Below are 24577 nucleotides of genomic sequence, written 5' to 3' on the forward strand. Positions count from 1 at the left end.
TGTCGAAGCTATGAAGGTTGTTCATCCGGGCCGGTGCTGAGAGGCTGGGGTTGCGACGCTCCAACGTCTGGCACCGGAGGCCCCGGATGAACGTGCACGAGAATGCGCGACTGACGCCTGTTGGTCGAGCCCTGATGGTCGATCGTATCGAACGTGGCGGCTGGTCGATGGCCAAGGCGGCGGAGGCCTTCGGGGTCTCGCGGCGCACGGTCGGCAAGTGGTTGGATCGGCATCGGCAGGGTGGGGCCCGAAGGTTTCACGACCGGAGTTCGGCGCCTCGTCGATGCCCGAGCAAGACCTCGGCGGAGATCGTCGAGCAAATCCAGTTGCTGCGGCGCCGGCGGATGACGGGGCCGGCCATCGCCAGGGCCCTGGACATGGCCCGCTCGACGGTGGGGTTGATCCTGCGCCGGCTGGGCTTGGGCAAACTATCCGCCCTGGATCCGAAGATCCCGGTGGTCCGTTACGAGCGCGGTGCGCCCGGCGAGATGATTCACCTGGACATCAAGAAGCTGGGCCGGTTCCATGTCGAGGGCCATCGCATCACCAACGACCGCCGCCTGGGCCGATCGAGGAAGGCCGGCTGGGACTTCCTGCATGTCTGCGTCGATGACGCCTCGCGCCTGGCCTACACCGAAATCTTGCCGTCGGAAGGCCAGCAGGACACGACCGCCTTTCTTGAACGCGCCGTCGCCTGGCTCCTCCGCCACGGCGTGACGGTCCAGCGGGTGATGACCGACAACGGCTCGGCCTATCGCTCCAAGCTCTTCGCCAAGGCCCTGCTGGCCGCCGGGGCCAGACACGTCCGCACGCGCCCCTACACGCCGCGCACCAACGGCAAGGCCGAGCGCTTCATCCAGACCAGCCTGCGCGAATGGGCCTACGGCCGCGCCTACACCTGCTCCGAGGAGCGCGCCCGCGCCATCGGCCCATGGACCGACAGCTACAACCGTGAACGACCCCACTCAGCCATCCAAGGTCTCACGCCTTGGCAGCGTGTGAACAACCTGCTTGGAAACGACACCTAGCGCCGCGGCGTGAGTCGGCTCAGGAAGCCGCCGAGATCATCGGTCAGATGGTCGATATGCGCCGCGTTGGCGGCGGTCTCCCAGGCCTCGACGGGAACCGAATCGGTGCCATGCGGCACGACGAGCACGGTTGCCATGCCCAGAGATTTCGGAACTTCCAGATTGCGCGGCAGGTCCTCGAACATCACCGCCGTGAGGGGATCGATGTCGTTCTGGCCGAGAAAGCGGCGATAGGTGTCGGGATGCGGCTTGGGCAGGAAGTCGGCGCGGATGATGTCGAAGATGTCGTCGAAAGGATCGCCGAAGCCGATCCTCGCCAATATCCGCTCGGCATGGCTGCGCGAACCATTGGTCAGGATGAATCGGCGACCGGGCAGGCGCTCGATCGCCGTGACCAGGGCGGGATCCGGCTCGAGCGGCGAATGGTCGATATCATGCACGAAATCGAGGAAGGCGTCCGGAACGATGCCATGCTCGACGATCAGCCCGCGCAACGTCGTGCCGTGGCGCCGATAGAAATCGGCCCGCACGAGCGAGGCTTCTTCGGCGGATATCGACAGGCAACGCTGCAGATAGAGCTGGATGCGGTCGCTGACCTGTCCGAACAGGCCAGTGTGGCTCGAATAGAGCGTGTCGTCGAGGTCGAAGACCCAGGACCGGATGTCGGCGAACCGGTCCGGGACCGGCGCCGCCGACAGCGGCTTCGGGATCGCGTCCGGCATCAGCGCTTGATGAGCGTGCCGGCGCCGCGCTCGGTGAAGAGTTCCAGCAGCACGGCATGCGGCGTCTTGCCGTCGAGGATGACGACACCCTCGACACCGCGATCGAGCGCCTCGATGCAGGTCTCGACCTTCGGGATCATGCCGCCGGAGATCGTGCCGTCGGCGATCATGGCGCGGGCCTCGGCGACGGACAGTTCCTTGATCAGCTGCTTGTTGCGGTCGAGCACGCCCGGAACGTCGGTCAGAAACAGCAGCCGGCTGGCATCGAGCGCGCCGGCGATGGCACCGGCGAAGGTGTCGGCGTTGACGTTGTAGGTCTCGCCATCCTCGCCGGCGCAGACGGGCGCCAGCACGGGGATGATCTCGGACTTGGCCAGCACTTCCAGAACTTCGGTTCGGACCCGCGTCGGCTCGCCCACGAAGCCGAGGTCGACGACCTTCTCTATGTTCGAATCGGGGTCGACGACGGTGCGCGTCAGCCGCCGCACCGTGACCATGTTGCCGTCCTTGCCGGTCAGGCCGATGGCGCGGCCGCCCGCCTCGGTGATCGTCTGCACGATCTCCTTGTTGATCGAGCCGGCGAGCACCATCTCGACGACCTCGACGGTCGCCTTGTCGGTGATCCGCATGCCGGCTGCCCATTCGGACTTGATGCCGAGGCGGTTCAGCATGGCGTTGATCTGCGGGCCGCCGCCATGCACGACGACGGGATTGATGCCGGCGAGCTTCAGCAGCGTGATGTCTTCGGCGAAGGCCTTGCCGAGCTCTTCCGAGCCCATAGCATTGCCGCCGAACTTGACCACGACGGTCTTCTCGTCATAGCGCAGCATGTAGGGCAGCGCAGTGGCGATCAATCGTGCGGTCAGCACGGGGTCGGTGCTGTCCTCTAGCCGCATATCCATCCTCAAATCTCCGCTCCGCTCAAGGCAGCGCTCTATAGCGATTCTGCGATGGCGGAACAATGACGGCGATCGGCTCGCCCGGAGCGAGCGCCCGAGAGCGACGTCAGGTCGCCAGCTGGGCGATCTCGGCGCGCAGCAGATCCATGCCCTCGCCGGTCTCCGAAGAGGTGGCGATGACGACCGGATAGGCGGCCGGCCGTCTGGCGATCGCCGCTTCCGTCGCCGCCTTGACGCGGGCGAGCTCGCCGGTCTTCAGCTTGTCGACCTTGGTGAGGACGATCTGGTACGACACCGCCGTCTCGTCGAGCAGGTCGAGCGTCAGCTTGTCGTTCGCCTTGAGGCCGTGGCGCGAATCGATCAGCACATAGACGCGGCGCAGGCTGACCCGGCCCCGCAGATAGTCCTTGATCAGCCGGTTCCAGGCATCGACCAGCTTCTTCGGCGCCTCGGCATAGCCGTAGCCCGGCATGTCGACGATCGACAGGCCGCTATTGGAGGTGAAGAAGTTCAGCTCCTGCGTCCGGCCCGGCGTGTTCGACGTGCGCGCCAGGCCGATGCGGTTGGTCAGCGCGTTGATCAGCGACGACTTGCCGACATTGGAACGTCCGGAAAACGCGATCTCGGCAACCCCGATCGGCGGCAGGTGCGCGATCGAGGGGACGCTCATCACGAAGTCCCAGGACTTGGCGAAGAAGAGGCGACCCCGTTCGAGGCGGTCGATCTCTTCCGGATCAATTTCGGGCATGGCTGCGCCTTTTTACGAGCCTCAGCTCTTTGCCTTGGTGGGTTCGGACGGCTTGCCGTCGTCCTTCGGCTTCTTCTTGAAGGTCGACATGATGTTGCCGAGCAGGTTCACGTCGACGCCCTGGCGGCGCATGATCACCCACTGCTGAGCGATCGAGAGCGTGTTGTTCCAGGCCCAGTAGATCACCAGGCCGGCCGGGAACGTGCCGAGCATGAAGGTGAAGATCACCGGCATCCAGTTGAAGATCACCTGCTGCGCCGGGTCGGCGGGGGCCGGGTTGAGGCGCATCTGTACCCACATCGTCACGCCCATGATCAGCGGCCAGATGCCGATCATCAGCATGGCCGGCGGCGACCACGGGATCAGGCCGAACAGGTTGAAGATCGAGGTCGGATCCGGCGCCGAAAGGTCGCGGATCCAGCCGAAGAACGGCGCATGCCGCATCTCGATGGTGACGAAGATGACCTTGTAGAGCGAGAAGAAGACCGGGATCTGGATCAGCACCGGCCAGCAGCCGGCGAGCGGATTGATCTTTTCCTTCTTGTAGAGCGCCATCAGCTCCTGCTGCTGCTTCACCTTGTCGTCGGCGAAGCGCTCGCGCAGGGCCGCCATTTCCGGCTGCACCTTCTTCATCGCGCTCATCGACTTGTACGACTTGTTGGCGAGCGGGAAGAACACGGCCTTGACGACGACAGTGACCAGCAGGATGGCGACGCCGAAATTACCGAACAGCCGGTAGAACCAGTCCATCAGATAGAACAGCGGCTTGGTGAAGAAATAGAACATGCCCCAGTCGATCAGCAGGTCGAACCGGTCGATGTTGAGGTTCGTCTGATAGTTCTGGATGACGTTGACCTGCTTGGCGCCGGCGAACATCAGCCCTTCGGCTGTGGCGGTACCTCCAGGGGCGACCGTGATCGGGGCGCTCTTGAAATCGGTCTGATAGAGCTGATTGAGCGGCGTCGTGCCCGGGACGAAGGCGAACGAGGCGTCGAAGGTCTTGCCGGTGCGGGGAATGACGGCGGCGGCCCAGTACTTGTCGGTGATGCCGAGCCAGCCGGTCCCGATGCCCTCGAAGGTTGAAGGGCCGTCGTTGCGCAGAGCCTTGTAGGTGAATTCCTGCAGGCCCTTTTCGCCGAGAACGCCGAGCGGGCCTTCATGCAAGATGTAGTAGCCGGCGACATGTGGCTCGCCCAGGCGCGTGACGCGGCCATAGGGAGCCAGCGTCACGGCGGTGCCCGTCGCGTTGGCGACCTCGTCCTTAACCGTGAACATGAATTCGCGATCGACCGAGATGGTGCGGGTGAAGGTGAGACCAGCGCCATTGTCCCAAGTCAGCGTCACCGGAGTCTCGACCGTCAACTTTGCGTCGGCGGGAGCCGTCCACAGCGTGTCGGGGCCGGGTGCCGAAATGCCGGCAGGCGCCACCCAGCCGAACTCACCGAAGAAGCCGTCCGGCCCGTTCGAGGGGGACAGCAGGATGATGGTCGGGCTGTTCGGGTCGACCGTCTCGCGGAAGCCGTCGAGATGCAAATCGTCGAGGCGGCCGCCCTTCAGGTTGATCGAGCCCGTGACCGACGGCGTATCGATGGGAACGCGCGGCGAGGTGAGCAGGGCTTCGGCACGGGTCAGGATGGCACCTGGCGCCGGCTGGGCCGGGGTGCCCGGCGTCACGGTCGCCCCGGGGGCGGCGGCGTCGGCCGCGGCGTCAGGGCCCGTCTGCTGCTGCGTCTGCGCAACCTGGCGAGTCTGTTCGAGCTTCGGCCCAGCGACGAAATACTGCCATCCGAAGACCACCGCCACAGAGAGGACGACGGCTAGGATCAGATTGCGGTTGTCGGTCATCGTTCACGTCTTTCGGGTGAGGTCGCTTGGCCCGGCTGCCGGGCTGGTTCCTTGCCGCGTTCATGCTGTCGCGGACCGGATGTAGGGCGCTTCAGCGCGTCGAAGCCGGAGATAAGGTCGGACACGAGAAGATCGAAGGGCTGCGACAGAGCGGCGCGGCGGCCGATCAGGACATAGTCCGTGCCGGCGACGGCATGCTCGCCGGTTGCGCGGATCGCCTCGCGCAGACGGCGTCGGATCCGGTTGCGCTCGGGCGAGTTGCCCATCTTCTTCGTAACCGTGTAGCCGATGCGCGCCGCGCGGTCGGGCGACTCGGTGCCCGGATCGCGCTTTTGCAACACAAAACCGCGCCGGGAGGCGCGAGCCCCTCCGGCGACGGCGAGAAATTCGGCGCGTTTCTTGAGACGATCCATGGTCTTCATCTGATCCATGGGAAGCCTTTCCGGGCGCCGGCCGGCTGTCCCTCTGCCGAATTAGGCAGTGAGCTTCTTGCGGCCCTGGGCGCGGCGAGCCGCGATGACCTTGCGGCCGCCGACAGTTGCCATACGGGCGCGGAAGCCGTGGCGGCGGCTGCGAACGAGCTTGCTAGGTTGATACGTGCGCTTCATGCGTCGTCACCGCGCGGGGCGGCCCCTCGAATTCAATGTTTATCGTTCGGATGAGCGAGCCTTCCCGGCGGCGTTAATCCACATGTCCAAGGCCGAGGCCCAGACATGACAGGAAGCGTGCTCTCGTGAGCCCGGCTTATACGGACTAGGTCCACCCAAGTCAACGCGAGTCCGGCAGGTCTCTGAACACGGGACTTGGGACCGGTCGGGCATGGAATGCCACCGCGCGTGTCCCGGTGGCTCGAGGCGGCCTGGCGCCGATCGGCACGGGCCCGTTTGACGGGACGAACGGGCAGGGCGCATCATGCGTTGGTCGTCGGCCATGAGGGAACGCCGATTGAACGATAGCAATGTGACGAGTCTCGACGCGAATAGCGGGCAATCCGGCATCATCGAGCAAGCCGCCGTGCCGGATGTCGTGCCCGCGCGCCCGAGCCGCCACGCCTTCGGCCTATCGCTCAAGCTGATCCTTCTGACGGCCGTCTTCGTCATGGTGAGCGAAGTGGCGGCCTTCATTCCCTCCATTTCCGGATATCGGGTCAGCTTTCTGGAAGAGCGTCTGGCGACGGCCGAGGCGGCGAGCGTCCTGCTCGGCTCCTCGGCGTGGAGCGACGTGCCGCGCACGGTGCAGGACCAATTGCTCGCCTCCGTCGGCGCCACGGCGATCGTGCTGAGGACCGGGGATGTGACGCGCCTGCTGGCAACCGTCGAGATGCCGCCAACGGTCGACGAGGTCGCCGACCTGCGCGAGGCGGACATGATCGGGTCCGCCGCCGCCGCCTTGTCCACCCTGTTCGCCGCAGAGCCACGGACGCTGCGGGTGATCGGGCCGGAAAAGAACGGCCGCAGCCTCGAGCTGGTGATCAGCGACCGGCCCCTGCGGGAGGCAATGCTGAGTTTCGCCACCACCATGCTGGTGATCTCCGCCGTGATCTCGATCCTCACGGCCCTGTTCATCTACATCAGTCTGCAGCGCATGCTGATCCGACCAATGCGGCGCCTGGCCCAAGCCATGGTGCGCTATTCGGAAGACCCGGAGGACAAGGAGCGCATCATCCTGCCAAGCGGCCGGTCGGACGAGATCGGTATCGCCGAGGACAAGCTGGCTGCGATGCAGATTCACCTGACCGAGACGCTGGCGCAGAAGCGCCATCTCGCCGATCTGGGGCTCGCCGTATCGAAGGTCAACCACGATCTGCGCAACCTGCTGGCCTCGGTGCAGCTTTTTTCCGACCGCATCGCGGCGTTGCCGGATCCGGCGGTGCAGCGGTTCGCTCCCAAGCTGATCGCCACCATCGGCCGAGCCATCGACTATTGCCAGACGACGCTGGCCTATGGCCGCGCCCGCGAGCGGGATCCGCAGCGACGGCTGGTTGCCCTGACGCGAATCTCGCACGATGTCGCCGAGGTGCTCGGCCTCGACCAGCATCCGAGCATCCGCTTCGAGAGCCGCATCGAGCCAGGCTTCGAGGTGGATGCCGATCCGGATCAATTGTTCCGTGTCATTCTCAACCTATGCCGCAACGCTGTGCAGGCGCTGGAGAGCGAGTCGGATCCATCTGTCGTGCGCCGGCTGTGGATCGAGGCGTTCCGTGAGGGTTCGGTGGTCACGATCCGCATCTGCGACACCGGGCCTGGCGTTTCGGCCAAGGCGCGCGAGCATCTGTTCCAGGCGTTCCAGGGCGGCGTTCGGTCGGGCGGGACGGGGCTGGGCCTAGCCATCGCAGCCGAGATTATCCGCGCTCATGGCGGCACGATTCTGCTGGTCGACCATGACGGGCCAGGGGCTGCGTTTGAAATCTCTGTGCCGGATCGGCCGATCGCGTTCGATCTCGCGGCGCGAGCCAGGGTCGGCTAGGAGAAAGAAGCAATGTCCACAGGGACCTCGAAATCGAGGCTTGCAATCGGCAGAATGAGGCTGTAGCAATCCCCTCGTCGACGGCCTCAAGGGTCGGCGCGGCTCCCCGGGGTTTTGCCCGAGGCAGTCGAAATCGGCAGGCGCCCGTAGCTCAGCTGGATAGAGCACCAGACTACGAATCTGGGGGTCAGGAGTTCGAATCTCTTCGGGCGCGCCATTTCCTTAAAGAAAATCAACGACTTGCCGAAACGCCCTTGCGGGGCGTTTTTTGACGTTCTGGCTCAGGGGGCCGATATTGCTGAGTGGTAGGGTTGGTGGAATTGCAGGAGGCACCCCGGTGACGGGGCTTAGTCGCTAAGCAGAACCTGAGCCATGGCCCCGGCGCCAAGTCCGTGATCAGCGCTGCCAAACTGTTCGGCGCCACATCGTGACTGATGAACGGCTGCCCTTCTGCGTCAGGCAGTAGGCAGGAGGAGGGTTCATGGTTGAACCAGCCAGGTCGCAGGATCTTGTAGTCGAGATCGGCTGCCTCGATGACGGCTGCAGAGTCTCGGGAGGGTTCCAGAACGCTCCCCTGGCACCTCGCCGCATAGCCATGGAGCTGATGAAGATCAACCGTTTGAGGCGAGCTTCCTTCATGGCGTCCAGGATGGCGCGGGCCTACCGTTCCATGTCGCCTGCCAACTTGGCATAAACGACATCCTGCCCTGCATGGCGCTGGTGAGGCAGGCTTTCATAGAGCATGTCGCTCTCGAAACGCCTGTCGAATGGCTGCGAATTTATGGGCTCCCAAATTATCCATCCCGGTGTCGCCGGGCCGCAGCACTGGGGCGGTTGTTGAAGCCCATAGGCGCGAAGGCACGCGCCGCTGATTTGACCGTCCAGGACGCAAGGGGTGCGGAGTGGGTCGCGGTGCAACGCGCCCAGGAGGTCCGCGGGGCAAAGCCCCCAGCCTTTGCCCTTCGGACCCCGGCCACCCATCCACCGTTGTCGTATGGCCGGCTGGGGTCTGTTCGGCTTCCCTCACTGCATCGGGCGTGCGATGGCGCCGGGGCGGGGCTGGATCGACAGATCCTCGTCCTTCAGGTCCGTCTCGAGACTTTGCAGGATCGGGCAATGGGGGCGGTGATCGCCCAGGCAGGCGTTGACCAGCATGGTGAGCGTGCGGGCCATGTCCTGGAGACCCTTGATCTTCTTTTCCAGTCCGTCGATGTGGCCCTGCGCCAGGCGCTTGACCTCGGCGCTCTGCCGGGTGTCGTCCCGCCACAGGCCGAGGAGATCGCTGATCTCGGCGACGGAAAATCCGAAATCGCGCGCGCGGCGGACGAAGCGCAGCATATGGACGTCGGTGTTCGAATAGTCGCGGTAGCCGGAGGACTTGCGGTCGGCAGCTGGAATGAGCCCGGTCTGCTCGTAGTAGCGGATCATTTTGGCGGACACGCCCGATGCTTTGGATGCCTGTCCAATATTCATCCATGTTCTCCCTGGAATGACGCGGCAGCCGGTCCGGATCGGGACCGGCTGCCGCGGTTTGTCAGTTCGCCACCTTGAACGCGCGCAACCGCAGCGCATTGCCGAGCACGAAGACGCTCGACAGCGCCATGGCGCCCGCCGCGAAGACCGGCGACAGCAGGATGCCGTAGGCCGGATAGAGCAGGCCGGCCGCGACCGGGATCAGCGCCGTGTTGTAGGCAAACGCCCAGAACAGGTTCTGCCGGATGTTGCCGATCGTCGCCTTCGACAGGGCGATCGCGTTCGGAACGCCCTGCAGGCTGCCGGACATCAGGACCACGTCCGCCGCCTCGATGGCGATGTCGGTACCGGTGCCGATGGCGAGACCCACATCCGCCTCGGCCAGCGCCGGGGCGTCGTTGATGCCGTCGCCGACGAAGACGACCTTGCCGTACTTCGCCCGGAGGCGGCGAACCGCGTCGACCTTGCCATCCGGCAGGACTTCCGCGACGACCTCGTCGATCCCCAGCCGGGCCGCGATGGCCTTGGCCGTGCGGGCATTGTCGCCGGTGATCATCGCGACGTTGAGGCCGAGAGCGTGCAGGGCCTTGATGGCCGCGGGCGTCGGGGCCTTGATCGGGTCGGCCACGGCGATGATTGCCGCGAGCCGGCCGTCGATCGCCGCATAGAGGGGCGACTTGCCCTCATTGCCCAGACGCTCGGCAACTCCAGCGAACGCCGCCACGTCATGGCCGAGCTCGACCATGTAGCGGTCTGCCCCGACCTCGACGCGCTTGCCGTCGGCCGTGGCCCTGACGCCGAAGCCCGTCACCGATTCGAAGTCCGACACGGCCGGCAGCGCGGTGCCTTCGGCCACGGCGGCGTCGACGATCGCGCCGGCGATCGGGTGTTCCGACTTGGCCTCGACGGCAGCCACAAGGCCCAGGACGGTCGACCGCTCGAATCCGGCCGCCAGTTCGAGATCGGTCAGGGTCGGCTTGCCCTCGGTCAGCGTACCGGTCTTGTCGAGCGCCACGACCTTGGCGTCCTTCAGCAGCTGCAGCGCTTCGCCCTTGCGGAAGAGCACGCCGAGTTCGGCGCCGCGGCCGGTGCCGACCATGATGGAGGTTGGCGTCGCTAGCCCCATGGCGCACGGGCAGGCGATGATCAGGACGGCGACGGCATTGACCAGCGCGAAGGTGAGCGCCGGCGACGGGCCGAAGGCGAGCCAGGCGGCGAAGGTCAGCGCCGCGACGACGAACACCGCCGGGACGAACCACATGGTCACGCGGTCGACCAGCGCCTGGATCGGCAGCTTGGAGCCCTGGGCTTCCTCGACCATGCGGATGATCTGCGACAGGACCGTATTGCCGCCGACTGCCGTCGCGCGGAACGAGAACGCGCCCTTCTGGTTGACGGTGCCGCCGACGACCTCGCTGCCGACCGACTTGGAAACCGGGATCGGCTCGCCGGTGATCATCGATTCGTCGACATAGCTTGAGCCGTCGATCACCTCGCCATCGACGGGCAGGCGCTCGCCGGGGCGAACCTCGACGATGTCGCCGGAGACGACCGAGCCGATCGGCAGATCGACCGTCTTGCCGTCCCGGCGGACGCGCGCCGTCTTGGCCTGCAGGCCGGCCAGGCGCTTGATCGCTTCCGATGTCCGGCCCTTGGCCCGGGCTTCGAGCAGGCGGCCGAGCAGGATCAGCGTCACGATGACGGCGGCGGCTTCATAATAGACGTTGATCGTTCCAGGCGGCAGGAAGCCGGGTGCGAAGGTCGCGACCAGCGAATAGCCATAGGCAGCCAGCGAACCGACGGCCACCAGCGAGTTCATGTCGGGGGCGAGACGCCAGAGGGCCGGCAGCCCCTTCCTGTAGAAGCGAATGCCCGGAACGAAGAGCACGAGCGTCGTCAGCGCGAACTGGATGTACCAGCTCCACTGCATGCCGATCGTCGAATCGATAAGGCCGTGCACGCCCGGAATGAGGTGCGAACCCATCTCGATGAGAAAGATCGGCGTGGTCAGCACGGCCGCGATGGTGAAGTCGCGGGCCAGTTCGCGGCGTTCCGCTTCCTTCTTCTCGGCGCGCTCGGCGTTCTCGTCCTCGCCGCCTTGGCTGGCCGCCGCGCCGATCACCTGCGCCTCGTAGCCGGCCTCGCCGATCGCCGCGATCAGCGCAGCCGCGTCGGCGGTTCCGTGGATCGTGGCGCGCTCCGTCGCCAGATTGACGACCGCTCCGGTCACGCCGGGAACCGCCTTCAGCGCGCGCTCGACACGGCCGACGCAGGACGCGCAGGTCATGCCCTCGATCGCGATCTCCGCAGGACCGGCCCCGGTCGTGAGCGCCGGCACGGAATAGCCGGCGTCCTCGATCGTCTGGACCAACTCGGCGCGGGCAACGGCCGCGCTGGTGGTTATGCTCGCACGCTCGGTCGCCAAATTGACCGATACGGTCTCGACGCCAGGGACGGCCTTCAGGGCTCTTTCGATCCGGCCGACGCAGGACGCGCAGGTCATGCCCTCGATGGGTAGCGATATCGTGCCGGTCAGGTCTGTTGCTCGAACGGGGGCATTCATTGCCGCCTCCTTCATCGTTCCGAAATTCAAGTTCGGACGGAAGGTGGGGCTTCCAGCCATGGGAAGGTCAAGGGCCGAAAAATGATTTCTGCAGCGCTTGACCTTCCCATGGCTGGAAACCCCAGCTTGAGCGTCATGAGACCCAGATCAAGGAGATTTCTCATGGAACTCAGAATCGAGAACATGACCTGCGGCGGCTGCGCCAAGACCGTCACCAGGGCGATCCAGTCCGTCGATCCCGACGCAGGGATCGAGACCAATCCAGCCGCGCGCCTGGTCCGGGTCGAGACAACGGCGACCTCGGCGGCGCTGCAAAGGGCTCTCGCGGAAGCCGGCTATCCGGCAACCGCGATCGGAACGGGAGCGATGGCATGAGCAAGCCCGTCCCGATTTTCATCACCATCAGACCCGGTCGCGCGATTGCAGGGAGCCGGATGTCATGATGGACGCGATCGCCAACACGTCCAGGAGCCTGCCGGTCGACCTGAACTCGCCGGCTGGCCGGTCGCTGCCTGCCTCGCGGCACTATCGTCGGGCGCGCCAGGATCGCGGCGTCGAAACGCGCACGAAACTGCTGCTGGCCGCGCTCGATGTCTTCGGGCGCTATGGCTTCGAGGGCGCGGCGACGCGAGAGATCGCCAAGCGCGCCGGCGCCAATCTCGCCGCCATCGTCTATCACTTCGGCAGCAAGGACGTGCTGCACCGGGCTGTCGCCGAACATGTCGTCGAGCAGATGGATGCGCGTATCGGCGGCAGCCTCGACCAGGCGGCGGAAGCTCTGGCCGGATCGGTCGACCGCCCGACGGCGCGCCGGCTGCTGCAGCGGATCGTCGACGCTCATATCGATGCCATGCTGGGCGAGGCCGAGGCCGAACTCTGGGGCCGTTTCATCCTGCGCGAGCAGATGGAGCCCTCCGCCTCCTTCGACGTCATCGACGACTTCATGCTGCGGTGTCAGAGCACGACGACGGAGCTGGTGGCGTTCCTTCGGGACCTCGATCCGCAATCGGACGAGGCGATGCTCCGCTCGTTCGCGATTTCCGGTCAGTTCGCCATCTTCTGCGTCTCCCGCCCCATGGTGGAGCAGAAGCTCGGACGCGATTCTCTGCTCGGCGAAGACCACGCAGATATCCGTCGCGTCGTCGCCGAGCACATCGACCTCCTGGTCGGAGAGACCCTGACAAGCCAGCCACGCGATGCGGACAGGCCATGCGGGCCGGCAAAGCAACTCAAGTCATAGTCGACCGGCCCAGCCGTTCGCAGTCAAACGACCGAGAGGAAGACGATCCATGTATCGGCGCACTTTTCTGGCGGGCCTTTCGGGCCTCGCCGTTGCCGGGCCCGTGGCTGCCCAGATGAAGCATGATATGGGCGGGATGAGCGGCGGCCACGGCCAGCACGCCATGCCCGCGACGGACGCCAATCCCGTCCTGCCGGAAGGCCAGCCGCTGAAGGCGCTGCCGCGCCTGTCCAACCGATCGGCCGTGCCCGGCCTGTTCCAGGCGGAGCTGGTGGCCGAGCCAGGCGTCGTGCGGTTCGCCGAAGGGCTCGACACGCCAGTGCTTCTCTATAACGGCAGCACGCCCGTGATCGAGGCCAACGAAGGCGACAAGATCGAGATCCGCTTCCGGAACGGGATTCCGGGCGAGCCTACGACGATCCATTGGCATGGCATGCCGGTGCCCGCCGACCAGGATGGCAATCCGACCGACCCCGTGGCGTCGGGTAGCGAGCGCCTCTATGCGTTCAATCTGCCGGAAGGCAGCGCCGCACCTTACTGGTTTCATCCTCATCCGCACGGATTGACTGCCGAGCAGGTCTATCGCGGCCTCGCCGGCATCTTCCTGGTCAAACCGAAGGACGATCCCATCCCGCCGGAATATGGCGACACGATCCTCCTGCTCAGCGATCTCAGGATCGCCGCGGACGGGACGATGCCGGAAAGCACGATGGCCGATCTCATGAACGGCCGCGTGGGCGATCACGTGCTCGTCAACGGCCAGAAGAACCCCGCCATGGCCGTGGGTCTTGGCGAAAAGCGCCGCCTGCGTCTCTTCAATGCGACGAACGCGCGTTTCCTGAGGCTTCGGTTCGAGAACGCCAGCGTGACCGTCGTCGGAACGGATGGCGGGCTGATTGAAGCGCCCGTCGCCGTCGACGAGCTCCTGCTCACGCCGGCCGAACGGGTTGAGCTGATTGTTTCCTTCGACAAGCCGGGTGCGGCTAGGCTCACCACGCTCGACTATGAGCGCGGCTGGATGGGGCCGGACAAGCCGGCCGAGGCCGGAATGGTACTCTTGACGGCGAACGTAGCCGACCAGGCGGTGGCGGCGATTCCGCCCCTGCCGGCAAGGCTACGCGCCATCGAAACGCTCGGGAATCCGGTTGTCACGCGCCGGTTCGTGCTGACGGAATCGATGGGCGGCATGGATCATGGCGACATGGCGATGAACGGCATGGATCACTCCGGCATGTCCATGTCTTCCAGCGGAATGGACATGAGGTTCCTGATCAATGGCGCCAGCTTCGACATGAACCGCGTCGACGAAGTCTCGAGGGTCGGACAGGTCGAGCTTTGGGAAATCGTCAACGAGGCGGACATGGACCATCCGTTCCATGTGCATGGGACGCAGTTCCAGATTACCGAGCACGAGAAGGACGGGAATATCTCCCCGCCCGCCTATCGCGCGTGGAAGGATACCGTGAACGTCGCGGCCGGCGAGACGGTCCGCATCCTGCTGCGCCAGGATCTGCCGGGACCGCGCATGTATCACTGCCATATCCTCGAGCACGAACAGCTCGGCATGATGGGAACGGTCGACGTTCAGGCCTAGAGTCGGTCCATGAATGAAAAAGCCCGCCGCGAAGAGTTCGCGGCGGGCTTTTCATTGGAGCGGGGAGCGGCAGGGTCCTCTCGTCGATGACGGCATCATGCGACCGCAACCGGCGTCGGCAGTTCCTCGGGAGTGAAGAACACGTCGGCGTGCAGGTCCTCCTGGCGCAGGCCCAGCGCGAGCGCCATCGCCATGGCTGCGTCCACCATCGGCGGCGGGCCGGCGACATAGGCCTTCCATCCGTCGAGGTCGGAAAGATCCTCCGCCACGGCTTGGGTGACGAAGCCGCTCCGATACCGCGCGGACTGCGCCGCGGACAGCACGGGCACGAAGGCGAGATTGGGGTGCTGCCTGCCGAGGGCCTGGAAATGCTCGACGAGATAGAGATCGCGCTCGCTCCGGGCGCCGAAATAGACATGGATCGGCTGCTTCATGCCGAGGGCGAGAGCCGTTTCCACGATGGACTGGATCGGCGCCAGCCCTGAGCCGCCGGCGATGCACAGGATCGGGCCGGCATGATGCTGGCGCAGCGAGGAAGAGCCGAGGGGGAATTCGAGCGTAACCCTGTCACCGAACTTCAACGTGCCGTGCACCTGTTCCGAGGTGAGCCCTCCCGGGACACGGCGGATGTGGAATTCGAGGCCGTCATCGCCGGATCGGTTGGCCATCGAATAGCTGCGGGCGGGAACTCCCTGGAAGCCGACCTGCGCATATTGCCCGGCGGCGAACAGCAACGGAGCCCCGTCCTCGGGCGTGATCCGAACCAATTTGATGTCGTGGGTGAGATCACCAAGGTAGGTCACTCTGCCGTCGAGACGTCGTGGAGGCTGGACCTCCTCGTCGTCGCTGCCGAGCCAAGCGACGGCCGCGTCCGTCTGGGGAAGGGCCCGGCACGCCAGGATCAGGCCGCCGGCCTTTTCCTGGTCGGTGAGGGCGAAGCGCGAATGCGGGAGCAGATTGACCTCGCCCTCGATCAGCCGGGACTTGCAGGAACCGCAACGTCCGGACCGGCAACCATGCGGGTAGGGAATGCCGGCCGCGAGGGCAGCATCCAGAATGGTCTGTCCGCTTTGGACTGCAAGGCTGGTCCGGGCCTGCCGGATATCGACAAATGTGGCGGTCATGCTGCCGGTTCCTTACCGGTCCTGCGCCAGCCGGAGCACCTGGATCAGGCCCGGCTTCTGGCTCTGGAATGTTCCGTAGAAGACTTCGGAACCGACCAGGGTGATGGGCGCCACCCTCACACCCGTGCGCGCCTTGGCCTCCTCGGCGATCCGCGGGTCGGTGAGATCGCGTTCCTCGTAGGCGACACCCAACTGGTCGAGCCAACGCTTGAGCGCATGGCAATCCGGGCAGGTCGGGGTCGTGTACAGGAGAATTTGCGGTGCGCTGGCATCCGTCATGGTGTTGCCTTTCGGTGAGTTCGACATGGTTTCGCTCGCGTCGATCGGCCTGAGAGCGGCCGGCTAGCGGAACCTTGTCGTCACGGTGCGGCTTCCAGCGCTTGCAAGGTCAAGTGCCGTCGTCGCACGGCAGAGGACTTGTGGAGGTGCGACGCAGCCTCGGGGAAATGCGCGCTAGCCGCGACCGGCTTGCGCATTGTGATCCCTCGCTCTTCCGCTAGATTGGGCCCGATAAATCCATATGGACTGCGCCTCGTCCCGAACGCCGACGAGCTTCGTTCCCAGCACAGGTAGTTCGGGCAGATGACGTCTCGCAAACCGACGGCCAAGGTCGAGAAACAAAATGAAGGCGCAGGGCCGGCGCGTGCCGCGGCGCCCGACGCGCTCTTGAGCCATGCCTCGCTGTCGCAGAACGAGATCACGATCTTGGCGGAAACGTTCCGCCTACTCGGTGATCCGTCCCGGCTGCGGATTCTGCTGAGCTGCGTGGCGGGGCCGATATCGGTCGGCGATATTGCCGAGAGGCTGGAGCTGTCGCCGTCCCTCGTCAGCCATCATCTGCGGCTGTTGCGGGGAGCGCGTCTCGTCAGCGGCGTGCGCCAGGCCAAGCAGATCTTCTACGAAATCGCCGACCAGCACGTCAGCCAGGTGCTGCAGGACATGGCGATGCACATCGCGGAAGATCACGCGGACGAGTGAGCCGGCTCGTTTGGCGCGCTTCTTGAGTGAAATTCACCACGTATCCAAAGACGAATTTCCTCGCCTCGAAACAACGGCATTGAAGTAAAGCCGGCGGTTGGTCGCCGCATAGCAAGATGACCGCGCAAAAGACCGCCTTCGACAGAGTTTCGGAGGGGCCTTGACCCTTCCATCGTTGGAAACCCCACCTTCGCGAAAGAATCGACTGTCGCCGCAGGCCACGGGCCTGGAAGGTTTCCCAACGAAGGTAAAAGAGATGAGTAGAAAAGCCGCCACCCTGCTTCTAGCCGGCGTGGCCGTTGCCGGGGGCACGTTTGCCTTCGTCAAAAGCGACGAGGCAGGTTCCTATGCCAGCCGCCTGCTGGCGTTCGTATCGTTGACGGTCGCGCCCGAAGCGGCTGCGCAGTCGAGTGAAATGCCCCTGCCACAGGTTCCGGTCGCCGAGGTCGTCACGCGCGCCGTTGCGCGCTCGGTGGAGTTCACAGGCCATCTCGAGGCGACCAAGGTCATCGAGCTTCGACCGCGTGTTGGCGGCGCCATCGATGCCGTCAGCGTTCCCGAAGGCGGTCTCGTGCGCCCCGGCCAGCTCCTGTTCCAGATCGACCCCAGGCCATTCGAGGTCGCGCTGGATGCCGCCAAGGCCCAGTTGCAGCAGGCGGTGGTTCTCTTCGATCAGGCCGAGATCGATTTCGGGCGTATCGAGACGCTGGCTCCGAATGGCACGGTGTCGCGCAAGACCTATGACGATGCGCGGACCGCGCATCGTCAGCGGCAGGCGCAGATCGAAATCGCGAAGGCGGCCCTGGCCGCCGCCGAGCTTGATCTCTCCTTCACGCGCGTCACCGCGCCGATCGGCGGGCGGGTCGACCGGGTTCTGGTCTCGGAAGGCAATCTGGTCGCCGGCGGCAATGCCGGAGCCGCGACCCTTCTCACCACCATCGTCACGACCGACCCCCTCTATGCCTATTTCGATATCGACGAGGCCACCTATCTCGACTTCGTCGCGCGGGCTCGGGCGGGCGAAAGCGGCAAGGATGCCGGCAGGCTGCCGGTGCAGGTGGGGCTGATGACCGATGCCGGCTTCCCGCATGCCGGCGAATTCGATTTCCTCAGCAACCGCGTCGACCGGAGCACGGGAACGATCCGCGCCCGGGCCATCGTGAGCAACTCGGATGGTCGGCTGGCGCCCGGCCTGTTTGCGCGGGCGAACCTCGTCACCGCCGAGCCGGCCCAGACCGTGCTCATCGACGACCAGGCGATCGGCACCGATCAGGGGCGCCGCTACGTGCTGGTGCTCGGGGCCGGGGACAAGGCCGAATACCGTCCGGTCGAGCTCGGACCGATGGTCGACGGTCTGAGAGTGGTCACGGCCGGCCTCGCTCCGGGTGAGAAGATCATCGTGAAGGGGCTGGTGCGTCCGGGCATGCAGGTGTCTCCACAGCTGATTTCGATGCTTCCGGGCCATTCCGCCGATGGCGGTCGGTCCGCGGCGGCAGCTCAGGAGGCGCGGCGATGAATATTCCGCGCTTCTTCGTCGACCGCCCGATCTTCGCGGTCGTTCTTTCCGTCCTGATGCTGATCGCCGGCGGTCTCACGCTTCTGAAACTGCCGTTGAGCGAGTATCCGCAGGTCACCCCGCCGACCGTTCAGGTAACCGCAAGCTATCCCGGCGCCAATCCCGAGGTGATCGCCGAAACGGTTGCCGCGCCGCTCGAGCAGGCGATCAACGGCGTCGAGAACATGCTCTATATGAGCTCGCAGGCGGCGACCGACGGGCGCATGACGCTGACGGTCGCTTTCCAGCAGGGCACCGATCCGGACATGGCGCAGATCCAGGTGCAGAACCGCGTCTCGCGGGTGCTCCCGCGTCTGCCGCAGGAAGTGCAGCGCATCGGCGTCGTGACGCAGAAGACCTCGCCCGACATCCTGATGGTTGTGCATCTGGTCTCGCCCGATGATCGCTATGATCCCCTCTATCTCTCGAACTTCGCCCTCCTGCAGGTGCGCGACCAGCTGGCGCGTCTGCCCGGCGTCGGAGACGTGCTGGTCTGGGGAGCCGGCGAATATTCGATGCGGATCTGGCTCGATCCGGCCAAGGTGGCGGCGCGCGGCCTGACCGCCTCCGACGTGGTGGCGGCCATTCAGGAGCAGAACGTCCAGGTGGCGGCCGGCTCGGTCGGCCAGCAGCCGGAAGCCTCGGCGGCGCTCCAGGTCACGGTCAACACGCTCGGCCGGCTTTCGAACGAGGAGCAGTTCGGCGAAATCGTCGTCAAGACGGGCGCCGACGGCCAGGTCACCCGTCTGCGGGATGTCGCCCGCATCGAACTCGGTGCTGATTCCTATGCGCTGCGCAGCCTGCTCGACGGCAAGCCGGCGCTGGCGATCCAGATCATCCAGAGCCCCGGCGCCAACGCGCTAGACGTTTCGAGCGCCATTCGCGGCGCCATGGAGGAACTGAAGCAGGGTTTCCCGGAGGGCATCGAATATCGCATCGCCTACGACCCGACCGTCTTCGTCAAGGCTTCCCTGGCGGCCGTGGTGGTCACGCTGCTCGAAGCCATCGCGCTGGTCGTCCTCGTGGTGGTGATCTTCCTTCAGACCTGGCGCGCTTCGATCATCCCGCTGGTCGCGGTGCCGGTCTCGTTGGTCGGCACGTTCGCCCTCATGTACCTGTTCGGCTTTTCGCTGAACACGCTGTCGCTGTTCGGGCTCGTGCTTTCGATCGGCATCGTGGTCGATGACGCCATCGTCGTCGTCGAGAACGTCGAGCGTCACATCGCGCTCGGCGAGACGCCGAAGGAGGCGGCGCGCAAGGCCATGGACGAGGTGACCGGGCCGATCATCGCCATCACCTCGGTCCTGTCGGCGGTGTTCATTCCCTCGGCCTTCCTGTCCGGCCTGCAGGGCGAGTTCTACCGGCAGTTCGCCCTCACGATCGCCATCTCGACCATCCTCTCGGCGATCAATTCGCTTACGCTTTCTCCCGCGCTCGCCGCCGTGCTCCTGAAGCCGCACCATGACAATGTGAAGCGCGACCGGCTGACGATCGTCATCGACACCCTGTTCGGCTGGTTCTTCCGGCGGTTCAACCGCTTCTTCGACAGCGCCTCGAATGCCTATGTCTGGACGGTGCGGCGCGCCGTCCGTTTCAGCGCGATCGTCCTACTCGGCTATGCCGGTCTGGTCGGCATGACATGGATGGGGTTCCAGATGGTGCCCACCGGGTTCGTGCCGGCCCAGGACAAGTATTATCTCGTCGGCATTGCCCAGCTGCCGACCGGCGCGTCGCTGGATCGCACCGAGGCGGTCGTCAAGACGATGTCGGAGATCGCGCTCGCTGAACCGGGCGTGGAAAGCGTCGTTGCCTTTCCGGGCCTTTCGGTCAACGGCATGGTCAATATCCCCAACGCCGCCGTGATGTTCACGATGCTCAAGCCCTTTGACGAGCGCAAGGATCCTTCCCTGTCCGCCTTCGCCATCGCCGGTCGCCTGATGGGCAAATTCAGCCAGATCCCCGATGGCTTCGCCGGCATCTTTCCGCCGCCGCCTGTTCCGGGCCTCGGCTCGACCGGCGGCTTCAAGATCCAGATCGAGGATCGGGCGGGGCTTGGCTTCGAGGCGCTCGCTGAGGCGCAGGGCGCCATCCTGGCCAAGGCGATGCAGACGCCGGAACTGGCGGGCATGCTCGCGAGCTTCCAGGTGAACGCGCCGCAGGTGCAGGTGGATATCGACCGGGTCAAGGCCAAGTCGCAGGGCGTGCCGCTCAACACGATCTTCGAGACGCTGCAGGTCAATCTCGGCTCGCTCTACGCCAACGACTTCAATCGGTTCGGCCGTACCTACCGCGTGATGGTCCAGGCGGATGCGCCGTTCCGCATGCAGCCGGAGGACATCGGCCGGCTGAAGGTGCGCAACGCGGCGGGGGAAATGATCCCGCTGTCGGCCTTGCTGACCATCGAGAACAGCTCGGGGCCGGATCGCGTCATGCACTATAACGGCTTCCCGTCAGCCGATATCAGCGGTAGCCCGGCGGCCGGGTACTCGTTCGGGCAAGCGACCGCGGCGATCGAGCGGATCGCGTCGGAAACCCTGCCGCCCGGCATGGCCTTCGAGTGGACGGAGCTCGCCTATCAGGAGAAGCAAGCCGGCAACACGGCGCTGTACGTCTTCCCGCTGTCGGTACTGCTCGCGTTTCTCATTCTCGCGGCGCAGTACAACAGTTGGTCCCTGCCGTTCGCCGTGTTGCTGATTGCTCCGATGGCGTTGCTTTCGGCGATCGCGGGCGTCTGGTTTACCGGGGGCGACAACAACATCTTCACGCAGATCGGCTTCGTCGTGCTTGTCGGGCTCGCCGCCAAGAATGCGATCCTGATCGTCGAGTTCGCCCGAGCGAAGGAAGAGGAAGGCATCGACCCCCTGAACGCCGTGCTGGAAGCAGCCCGGCTCCGCCTGCGGCCGATCCTGATGACCTCGCTCGCCTTCATCGCCGGCGTCGTCCCGCTTGTGTTGGCGACCGGGGCCGGCGCCGAGATGCGGCATGTCATGGGGATTGCCGTGTTCGCCGGCATGCTCGGCGTCACGCTGTTCGGCCTCGTGCTGACGCCGGTGTTCTACGTCCTGGTGCGCCGCAGGGCGGTCGCCCGTCAGACGCGGCGAGACAGCGCCGCGGCGCTGGAATCGCGCGTTTAGGCCGGGGCTGAAAGCGGGTGCAGTCGGGACGATCCGCCCGACCCGACTGCACCCGGATATGGAACATGGCGCAGAGATTTCCAGTTCGTCCCACCCGTGAGGTTTCGGTGCGGCGCTTCCAACTAGATCCATCCTCGGTTTCTGTATTTCCGGGACTTGACCTTGCAACGATAGGAAACCCCATCTGTCTTGGAGGCAAACAGAAGGAGGCCTCCATGTTTTTCTTCACGGTTCCCAACATGACCTGCGGCGGTTGCGCCAAATCGGTCACCCGGGCGCTGCAGAGCGTCGATGCCGACGCAAGGATCGAGACCGATCCGCCGACGCGTGAAGTCCGCGTCCAGACTTCGGCGAACGAAGCGGCGCTCCGCGCGGTTCTGTCCGAAGCCGGCTATCCGGTCGAGGACAAGACGGCTGCCGCCTGAGGCATTTCGTTCCTGCCAACGCAAGCTGCGCGGTGATGCAGGCGGTGGCAGCGACGGTGCCGCTGGCGATCCAGGCAAACAGGGCAGCCCCCTCCGGCTGCCCTGTTTGTTTATGCCGGCCATTCGGGTCGTCATGATGAATTGACAAATAAACATATGAACAGATATTCAATTGTTAGAAACAAACGATTGGATCCACCATGGCGACCCGCCCGCACTCCCACAGCGACCATCATGGTCACGATCACGCCGAGGGGCACGATCATGACCACTCCCACGTTCCGGTGGTCACCAAGGACAATGAGCGCAAGATCCTCATTTCCTTCCTGATCATCTTCTCGTTCATGTTCGTCGAAGCCGTCGGCGGATATGTCTCCGGCTCGCTCGCCCTGCTTGCCGATGCTGGGCACATGCTGACCGACGCGATTGCGCTCGGCCTCGCCTATGTCGCCTTCCGCATTGGAAGGTGGGCTGCGGACGAGCGACGCAGCTTTGGCTATGCCCGTTTCGAAGTGATCGCGGGGCTCGTCAACGCGCTCACCCTGTTCGGCATCGTCGGGTGGATCTTCTACGAAGCGGTCGGACGGTTCCGCGATCCGCAACCGGTCCTGGCCGGATCGATGTTCGTGGTCGCCCTCATCGGCATGCTCGTGAACCTCTTCGTCCTCTGGTTCCTGACCCGCGGCGATTCCGAACATGTGAACGTCAAGGGAGCGGTGCTGCATGTGATGGGCGATCTGCTCGGCTCGGTCGGCGCGATCGTCGCCGCGGTCGGGATCTGGTACACGGGCTGGACCCCGATCGATCCAATCCTCTCGGTGTTCGTGTCGCTGCTGATCCTGCGCAGCGCCTGGAGCCTTCTCAAGAACGCGCTGCACATCCTGCTGGAAGGCGCTCCCGCCAAGGCCGGTAGTTCCGAGATCTCCGAATATCTTCGGAAGGCCGTTCCGGGCGTCCGGAGCGTCAGCCACGTCCACGTCTGGTCGCTGACTTCCGGCCGCGTGCTAGCAACGCTGCAGGTGCGTCCGATGGACGGGGCCGATGTGCGCCATGTCATCAAGCCGGTCGAGCACGAACTGAAAACGACGTTCGGCATCGAGCACCCGACGATCGGCATCGACTGGGAAGGCGACGCCCGTTGCAGCCTGGAGGAGCCTGGCAATGCAACAGCATCCCACGCAGGTCACTCGCATTGACTGACTGCGATTCGGAAATTCAGAAAAGGTGCAAATCTGAGCGAGATATTGCGACTGTTGACCCAAGACGGTCCGAGGCTCGCGTCTGATATTCCGAGACACGGGAGCTGTCACGATCGCTTATGAACCACCATCCGCGCGGCGATGACTATCGGATCGCCCCGCTTCCATGTCGGACCGCAACTATGTCAGTGAGGTCCTCGCTGGAGCCGTCGTAGGACTGCTGGCGGGGACTTTATCGTGCGACGGACGTTCAGGGGAAGAACGTAGACTCTCGTGCTAGCGCCGGCGGTTGTGCGTGACGAGGGCCTCGGTCTGGCCCTCAAGGTCGCTGGCCAGGAAGTAGATTTCAAAAGGGGAGCGTTTCTTAAGGGGGCTGGTGCCAGCGCTCGATCTTGCTGTGGACCTGGATACGGTTCGCGAGTTCGCCTTCAGTGTCGCTGGAACCAATGCGTTAAGGTCACCGAATTCAAGTACTACGATCGCCCGCGCGACCTGTCTCTCGGGCTGCCGCACTGATTTGACAGCCAAGATTGCCAGCCCGAAACAGCGTTCGGAGTCGGATTTTTGACGGCTTCTGGCTCAGACATTGGGAGATCTGAAGTCGAAGTATCACGATGCCTATCCTGCGGCGCACGAGCGGCGCATTCTGGCTGACCAGTCTATCGCGGCCTCCTGCTGTCTAGGTGGCTCTCGTCCGGATTTCGGAGCATCCGTTTTCTGCCGAAGCTGGGATCAGCTACGGTCAGGCTGAAAATGACAGCCGGATCAGCTGGCTGTTCATCACGGCCTGCTGCCATTCAACGGCTCTGCCGCCGGATAGACGCCCCAGCGCGGAAACGTCGAGCAACGGTGCGTTGTGAGGACACGCGAGCAAGGCGGCCTCGTCATCCCTGGGCATGCGCGCGCCGACCGTGGTCGAGACGCGATGGAGATCACCCAACCCCTCTTCACGCAGCAGGGGGGTGAAGGCCCCTTTGCGCGACAGACGGTTTTCGAAGTCGGGAATGAGATCGAATGGAAAATAGCGCGTGGTGAGGATGAAGGGCACCTCGCCTCCGAGGATCACGGTCGTATGCCGAAGCACGAGGGTGCCTTCCGGCAATTCCAGCTTTTCTGCGACCTCCGCGACGGCGGCCTCGACGAGGCTCTCGATCACGCGCGATGAGCTGTCCACGCCGAGGCGGTCGAGCACGTCGCGGAACCGCGACACGGCATCGATCTCGTAGACGATGCCGTTCTCCATGACATAGCTGCCGCGTCCATTGACGATGCGGATGAGGCCGTCCTGCGACAGGGCCAGATAGGCGCGCCGTACCGTGTTGCGGCTGACGCCGTTGCTGGCCGAAAGCTCATGCTCCGTCGGCAGCCGTTGTCCCGGCGCGTATCGGCGGCTGCGAATGCCGTCCCTGAGCTCGACGTAGAGCGCCTCCCATTGCGACTTCATGCGTGTCCCTGTCCGTTGCTGACGCGCTCGAGGACTAGGGCCGCGGAGCGCAACACTCGACAGCTGTACCTACAGCTGTCATGCGCCTTACACAATCCGGCCCTATCCAGAAGGGGCAACGGAAAAACGGATCGCGGTCC

The 24577-nt window shown here is 64.9% G+C and carries 22 protein-coding genes and 1 tRNA gene; 11 read left to right on the plus strand and 12 right to left on the minus strand.

Translation table 11 applies throughout. From position 1 onward, the window contains the following. Nucleotides 1–86 precede the first annotated feature (86 nt). Nucleotides 87–1028 carry an IS481 family transposase gene (locus G342_RS0119330; RefSeq protein ID WP_026304620.1) on the plus strand — a complete coding sequence of 314 codons (942 nt, stop codon included), beginning with the start codon at nucleotides 87–89 and terminating at the stop codon, nucleotides 1026–1028. On the opposite strand, the gene G342_RS0119335 is transcribed toward G342_RS0119330, so the two are convergent. The 6 genes from G342_RS0119335 to rpmH all read right to left on the minus strand — a co-directional run bounded on the left by G342_RS0119335 (nucleotide 1025) and on the right by rpmH (nucleotide 5850). Next, on the minus strand, nucleotides 1025–1750 hold the full coding sequence (locus G342_RS0119335; RefSeq protein WP_018184820.1) for a pyrimidine 5'-nucleotidase: 726 nt from the start codon (nucleotides 1748–1750) through the stop codon (nucleotides 1025–1027). The two genes, G342_RS0119330 and G342_RS0119335, sit on opposite strands and share 4 nt — an antisense overlap. Further along, nucleotides 1750–2652 carry an acetylglutamate kinase gene (argB, locus tag G342_RS0119340; RefSeq protein ID WP_018184821.1) on the minus strand — a complete coding sequence of 301 codons (903 nt, stop codon included), beginning with the start codon at nucleotides 2650–2652 and terminating at the stop codon, nucleotides 1750–1752. Before argB ends, G342_RS0119335 begins: the two co-directional genes overlap by 1 nt. A gap of 103 nt (nucleotides 2653–2755) precedes the next feature. Continuing rightward, on the minus strand, nucleotides 2756–3397 hold the full coding sequence (gene yihA / locus G342_RS0119345; RefSeq protein WP_018184822.1) for a ribosome biogenesis GTP-binding protein YihA/YsxC: 642 nt from the start codon (nucleotides 3395–3397) through the stop codon (nucleotides 2756–2758). Nucleotides 3398–3418: 21 nt separating this feature from the next. Next, nucleotides 3419–5242 (minus strand): membrane protein insertase YidC, encoded by a 1824-nt coding sequence (gene yidC / locus G342_RS0119350; RefSeq protein WP_018184823.1) that lies wholly within the window; start codon nucleotides 5240–5242, stop codon nucleotides 3419–3421. Then, nucleotides 5239–5673, minus strand: a complete 435-nt coding sequence (gene rnpA / locus G342_RS0119355) for a ribonuclease P protein component (protein WP_018184824.1) — start codon at nucleotides 5671–5673, stop codon at nucleotides 5239–5241. Before rnpA ends, yidC begins: the two co-directional genes overlap by 4 nt. A 42-nt stretch (nucleotides 5674–5715) precedes the next feature. Beyond that, complete coding sequence (gene rpmH, locus G342_RS0119360; protein WP_018184825.1) at nucleotides 5716–5850, minus strand: 50S ribosomal protein L34; 135 nt, start codon at nucleotides 5848–5850, stop codon at nucleotides 5716–5718. 337 nt (nucleotides 5851–6187) lie between these two features. Here rpmH and G342_RS0119365 point away from each other — a divergent pair, with 337 nt between their 5' ends. Continuing rightward, the gene (locus tag G342_RS0119365; protein WP_018184826.1) at nucleotides 6188–7708 is read left to right on the plus strand and encodes a sensor histidine kinase; all 1521 of its coding nucleotides are present in this window, start codon (nucleotides 6188–6190) and stop codon (nucleotides 7706–7708) included. Nucleotides 7709–7848: 140 nt separating this feature from the next. After that, nucleotides 7849–7925: transfer RNA gene (locus G342_RS0119370), tRNA-Arg, on the plus strand. Nucleotides 7926–7940: 15 nt separating this feature from the next. Here G342_RS0119370 and G342_RS26670 read toward each other — a convergent pair. From G342_RS26670 to G342_RS0119385, 3 genes are all read right to left on the minus strand, one after another. Next, nucleotides 7941–8273, minus strand: coding sequence for a Rossmann-fold NAD(P)-binding domain-containing protein (locus G342_RS26670; protein ID WP_425402249.1), 333 nt, complete (start codon nucleotides 8271–8273; stop codon nucleotides 7941–7943). Nucleotides 8274–8731: 458 nt separating this feature from the next. Then, complete coding sequence (gene cueR, locus G342_RS0119380) at nucleotides 8732–9181, minus strand: Cu(I)-responsive transcriptional regulator (protein ID WP_018184828.1); 450 nt, start codon at nucleotides 9179–9181, stop codon at nucleotides 8732–8734. 61 nt (nucleotides 9182–9242) lie between these two features. Then, nucleotides 9243–11744, minus strand: coding sequence for a heavy metal translocating P-type ATPase (locus G342_RS0119385; protein ID WP_026304624.1), 2502 nt, complete (start codon nucleotides 11742–11744; stop codon nucleotides 9243–9245). A gap of 162 nt (nucleotides 11745–11906) precedes the next feature. Here G342_RS0119385 and G342_RS0119390 point away from each other — a divergent pair, with 162 nt between their 5' ends. The 3 genes from G342_RS0119390 (at nucleotide 11907) to G342_RS0119400 (ending at nucleotide 14578) form a co-directional block, all read left to right on the plus strand. Next, nucleotides 11907–12119, plus strand: a complete 213-nt coding sequence (locus G342_RS0119390) for a heavy-metal-associated domain-containing protein (RefSeq protein ID WP_018184830.1) — start codon at nucleotides 11907–11909, stop codon at nucleotides 12117–12119. Nucleotides 12120–12183: 64 nt separating this feature from the next. Beyond that, nucleotides 12184–12984 (plus strand): CerR family C-terminal domain-containing protein, encoded by an 801-nt coding sequence (locus tag G342_RS0119395; protein WP_018184831.1) that lies wholly within the window; start codon nucleotides 12184–12186, stop codon nucleotides 12982–12984. A 49-nt stretch (nucleotides 12985–13033) separates the two neighbouring features. After that, nucleotides 13034–14578 (plus strand): multicopper oxidase family protein, encoded by a 1545-nt coding sequence (locus G342_RS0119400; RefSeq protein WP_018184832.1) that lies wholly within the window; start codon nucleotides 13034–13036, stop codon nucleotides 14576–14578. 95 nt (nucleotides 14579–14673) lie between these two features. On the opposite strand, the gene G342_RS0119405 is transcribed toward G342_RS0119400, so the two are convergent. Beyond that, entirely contained in the window at nucleotides 14674–15702 is a 1029-nt protein-coding gene (locus tag G342_RS0119405) for a 2Fe-2S iron-sulfur cluster-binding protein (RefSeq protein ID WP_018184833.1), read from the minus strand. Nucleotides 15703–15714: 12 nt separating this feature from the next. After that, the gene (locus tag G342_RS0119410) at nucleotides 15715–16008 is read right to left on the minus strand and encodes a glutaredoxin family protein (protein WP_425402246.1); all 294 of its coding nucleotides are present in this window, start codon (nucleotides 16006–16008) and stop codon (nucleotides 15715–15717) included. 276 nt (nucleotides 16009–16284) lie between these two features. Between G342_RS0119410 and G342_RS0119420 the strand changes: the two genes are divergently transcribed. The 5 genes from G342_RS0119420 (at nucleotide 16285) to G342_RS0119440 (ending at nucleotide 22990) form a co-directional block, all read left to right on the plus strand. Beyond that, the gene (locus G342_RS0119420; RefSeq protein ID WP_018184835.1) at nucleotides 16285–16680 is read left to right on the plus strand and encodes an ArsR/SmtB family transcription factor; all 396 of its coding nucleotides are present in this window, start codon (nucleotides 16285–16287) and stop codon (nucleotides 16678–16680) included. Nucleotides 16681–16840: 160 nt separating this feature from the next. Beyond that, entirely contained in the window at nucleotides 16841–18196 is a 1356-nt protein-coding gene (locus G342_RS0119425; RefSeq protein ID WP_425402247.1) for an efflux RND transporter periplasmic adaptor subunit, read from the plus strand. Continuing rightward, nucleotides 18193–21369, plus strand: a complete 3177-nt coding sequence (locus G342_RS0119430; RefSeq protein WP_018184837.1) for an efflux RND transporter permease subunit — start codon at nucleotides 18193–18195, stop codon at nucleotides 21367–21369. The genes G342_RS0119425 and G342_RS0119430 overlap by 4 nt, the downstream gene beginning before the upstream one ends. Nucleotides 21370–21584: 215 nt before the next feature. Continuing rightward, a complete protein-coding gene (locus G342_RS0119435; protein WP_018184838.1) occupies nucleotides 21585–21794 on the plus strand; it encodes a heavy-metal-associated domain-containing protein in 210 nt (69 codons plus the stop codon). A gap of 200 nt (nucleotides 21795–21994) precedes the next feature. Continuing rightward, the gene (locus G342_RS0119440; RefSeq protein WP_026304626.1) at nucleotides 21995–22990 is read left to right on the plus strand and encodes a cation diffusion facilitator family transporter; all 996 of its coding nucleotides are present in this window, start codon (nucleotides 21995–21997) and stop codon (nucleotides 22988–22990) included. Between the two features lie 745 nt (nucleotides 22991–23735). On the opposite strand, the gene G342_RS0119445 is transcribed toward G342_RS0119440, so the two are convergent. Beyond that, nucleotides 23736–24437, minus strand: a complete 702-nt coding sequence (locus tag G342_RS0119445) for a GntR family transcriptional regulator (protein WP_018184840.1) — start codon at nucleotides 24435–24437, stop codon at nucleotides 23736–23738. Between the last annotated feature and the right edge of the window lie 140 nt (nucleotides 24438–24577).

Origin of the sequence: Kaistia granuli DSM 23481, from assembly GCF_000380505.1 — a bacterium.
GTDB classification, from domain to species: Bacteria; Pseudomonadota; Alphaproteobacteria; order Rhizobiales; family Kaistiaceae; genus Kaistia; species Kaistia granuli.

What these genes read in the sequence shown, in the direction of transcription:
- G342_RS0119420 (WP_018184835.1), top strand. Translation starts at nt 16,285, where the DNA reads ATGACGTCTCGCAAACCGACGGCCAAGGTCGAGAAACAAAATGAAGGC.
- G342_RS0119335 (WP_018184820.1), bottom strand. Translation starts at nt 1,750, where the DNA reads ATGCCGGACGCGATCCCGAAGCCGCTGTCGGCGGCGCCGGTCCCGGAC.
- G342_RS0119400 (WP_018184832.1), top strand. Translation starts at nt 13,034, where the DNA reads ATGTATCGGCGCACTTTTCTGGCGGGCCTTTCGGGCCTCGCCGTTGCC.
- G342_RS0119405 (WP_018184833.1), bottom strand. Translation starts at nt 15,702, where the DNA reads ATGACCGCCACATTTGTCGATATCCGGCAGGCCCGGACCAGCCTTGCA.
- G342_RS0119395 (WP_018184831.1), top strand. Translation starts at nt 12,184, where the DNA reads ATGATGGACGCGATCGCCAACACGTCCAGGAGCCTGCCGGTCGACCTG.
- yidC (WP_018184823.1), bottom strand. Translation starts at nt 5,242, where the DNA reads ATGACCGACAACCGCAATCTGATCCTAGCCGTCGTCCTCTCTGTGGCG.
- G342_RS0119445 (WP_018184840.1), bottom strand. Translation starts at nt 24,437, where the DNA reads ATGAAGTCGCAATGGGAGGCGCTCTACGTCGAGCTCAGGGACGGCATT.
- yihA (WP_018184822.1), bottom strand. Translation starts at nt 3,397, where the DNA reads ATGCCCGAAATTGATCCGGAAGAGATCGACCGCCTCGAACGGGGTCGC.
- G342_RS0119435 (WP_018184838.1), top strand. Translation starts at nt 21,585, where the DNA reads ATGTTTTTCTTCACGGTTCCCAACATGACCTGCGGCGGTTGCGCCAAA.
- G342_RS0119390 (WP_018184830.1), top strand. Translation starts at nt 11,907, where the DNA reads ATGGAACTCAGAATCGAGAACATGACCTGCGGCGGCTGCGCCAAGACC.
- cueR (WP_018184828.1), bottom strand. Translation starts at nt 9,181, where the DNA reads ATGAATATTGGACAGGCATCCAAAGCATCGGGCGTGTCCGCCAAAATG.
- G342_RS0119440 (WP_026304626.1), top strand. Translation starts at nt 21,995, where the DNA reads ATGGCGACCCGCCCGCACTCCCACAGCGACCATCATGGTCACGATCAC.
- G342_RS0119430 (WP_018184837.1), top strand. Translation starts at nt 18,193, where the DNA reads ATGAATATTCCGCGCTTCTTCGTCGACCGCCCGATCTTCGCGGTCGTT.
- argB (WP_018184821.1), bottom strand. Translation starts at nt 2,652, where the DNA reads ATGGATATGCGGCTAGAGGACAGCACCGACCCCGTGCTGACCGCACGA.
- G342_RS0119410 (WP_425402246.1), bottom strand. Translation starts at nt 16,008, where the DNA reads ATGTCGAACTCACCGAAAGGCAACACCATGACGGATGCCAGCGCACCG.
- rnpA (WP_018184824.1), bottom strand. Translation starts at nt 5,673, where the DNA reads ATGGATCAGATGAAGACCATGGATCGTCTCAAGAAACGCGCCGAATTT.
- G342_RS0119385 (WP_026304624.1), bottom strand. Translation starts at nt 11,744, where the DNA reads ATGAATGCCCCCGTTCGAGCAACAGACCTGACCGGCACGATATCGCTA.
- rpmH (WP_018184825.1), bottom strand. Translation starts at nt 5,850, where the DNA reads ATGAAGCGCACGTATCAACCTAGCAAGCTCGTTCGCAGCCGCCGCCAC.
- G342_RS0119330 (WP_026304620.1), top strand. Translation starts at nt 87, where the DNA reads ATGAACGTGCACGAGAATGCGCGACTGACGCCTGTTGGTCGAGCCCTG.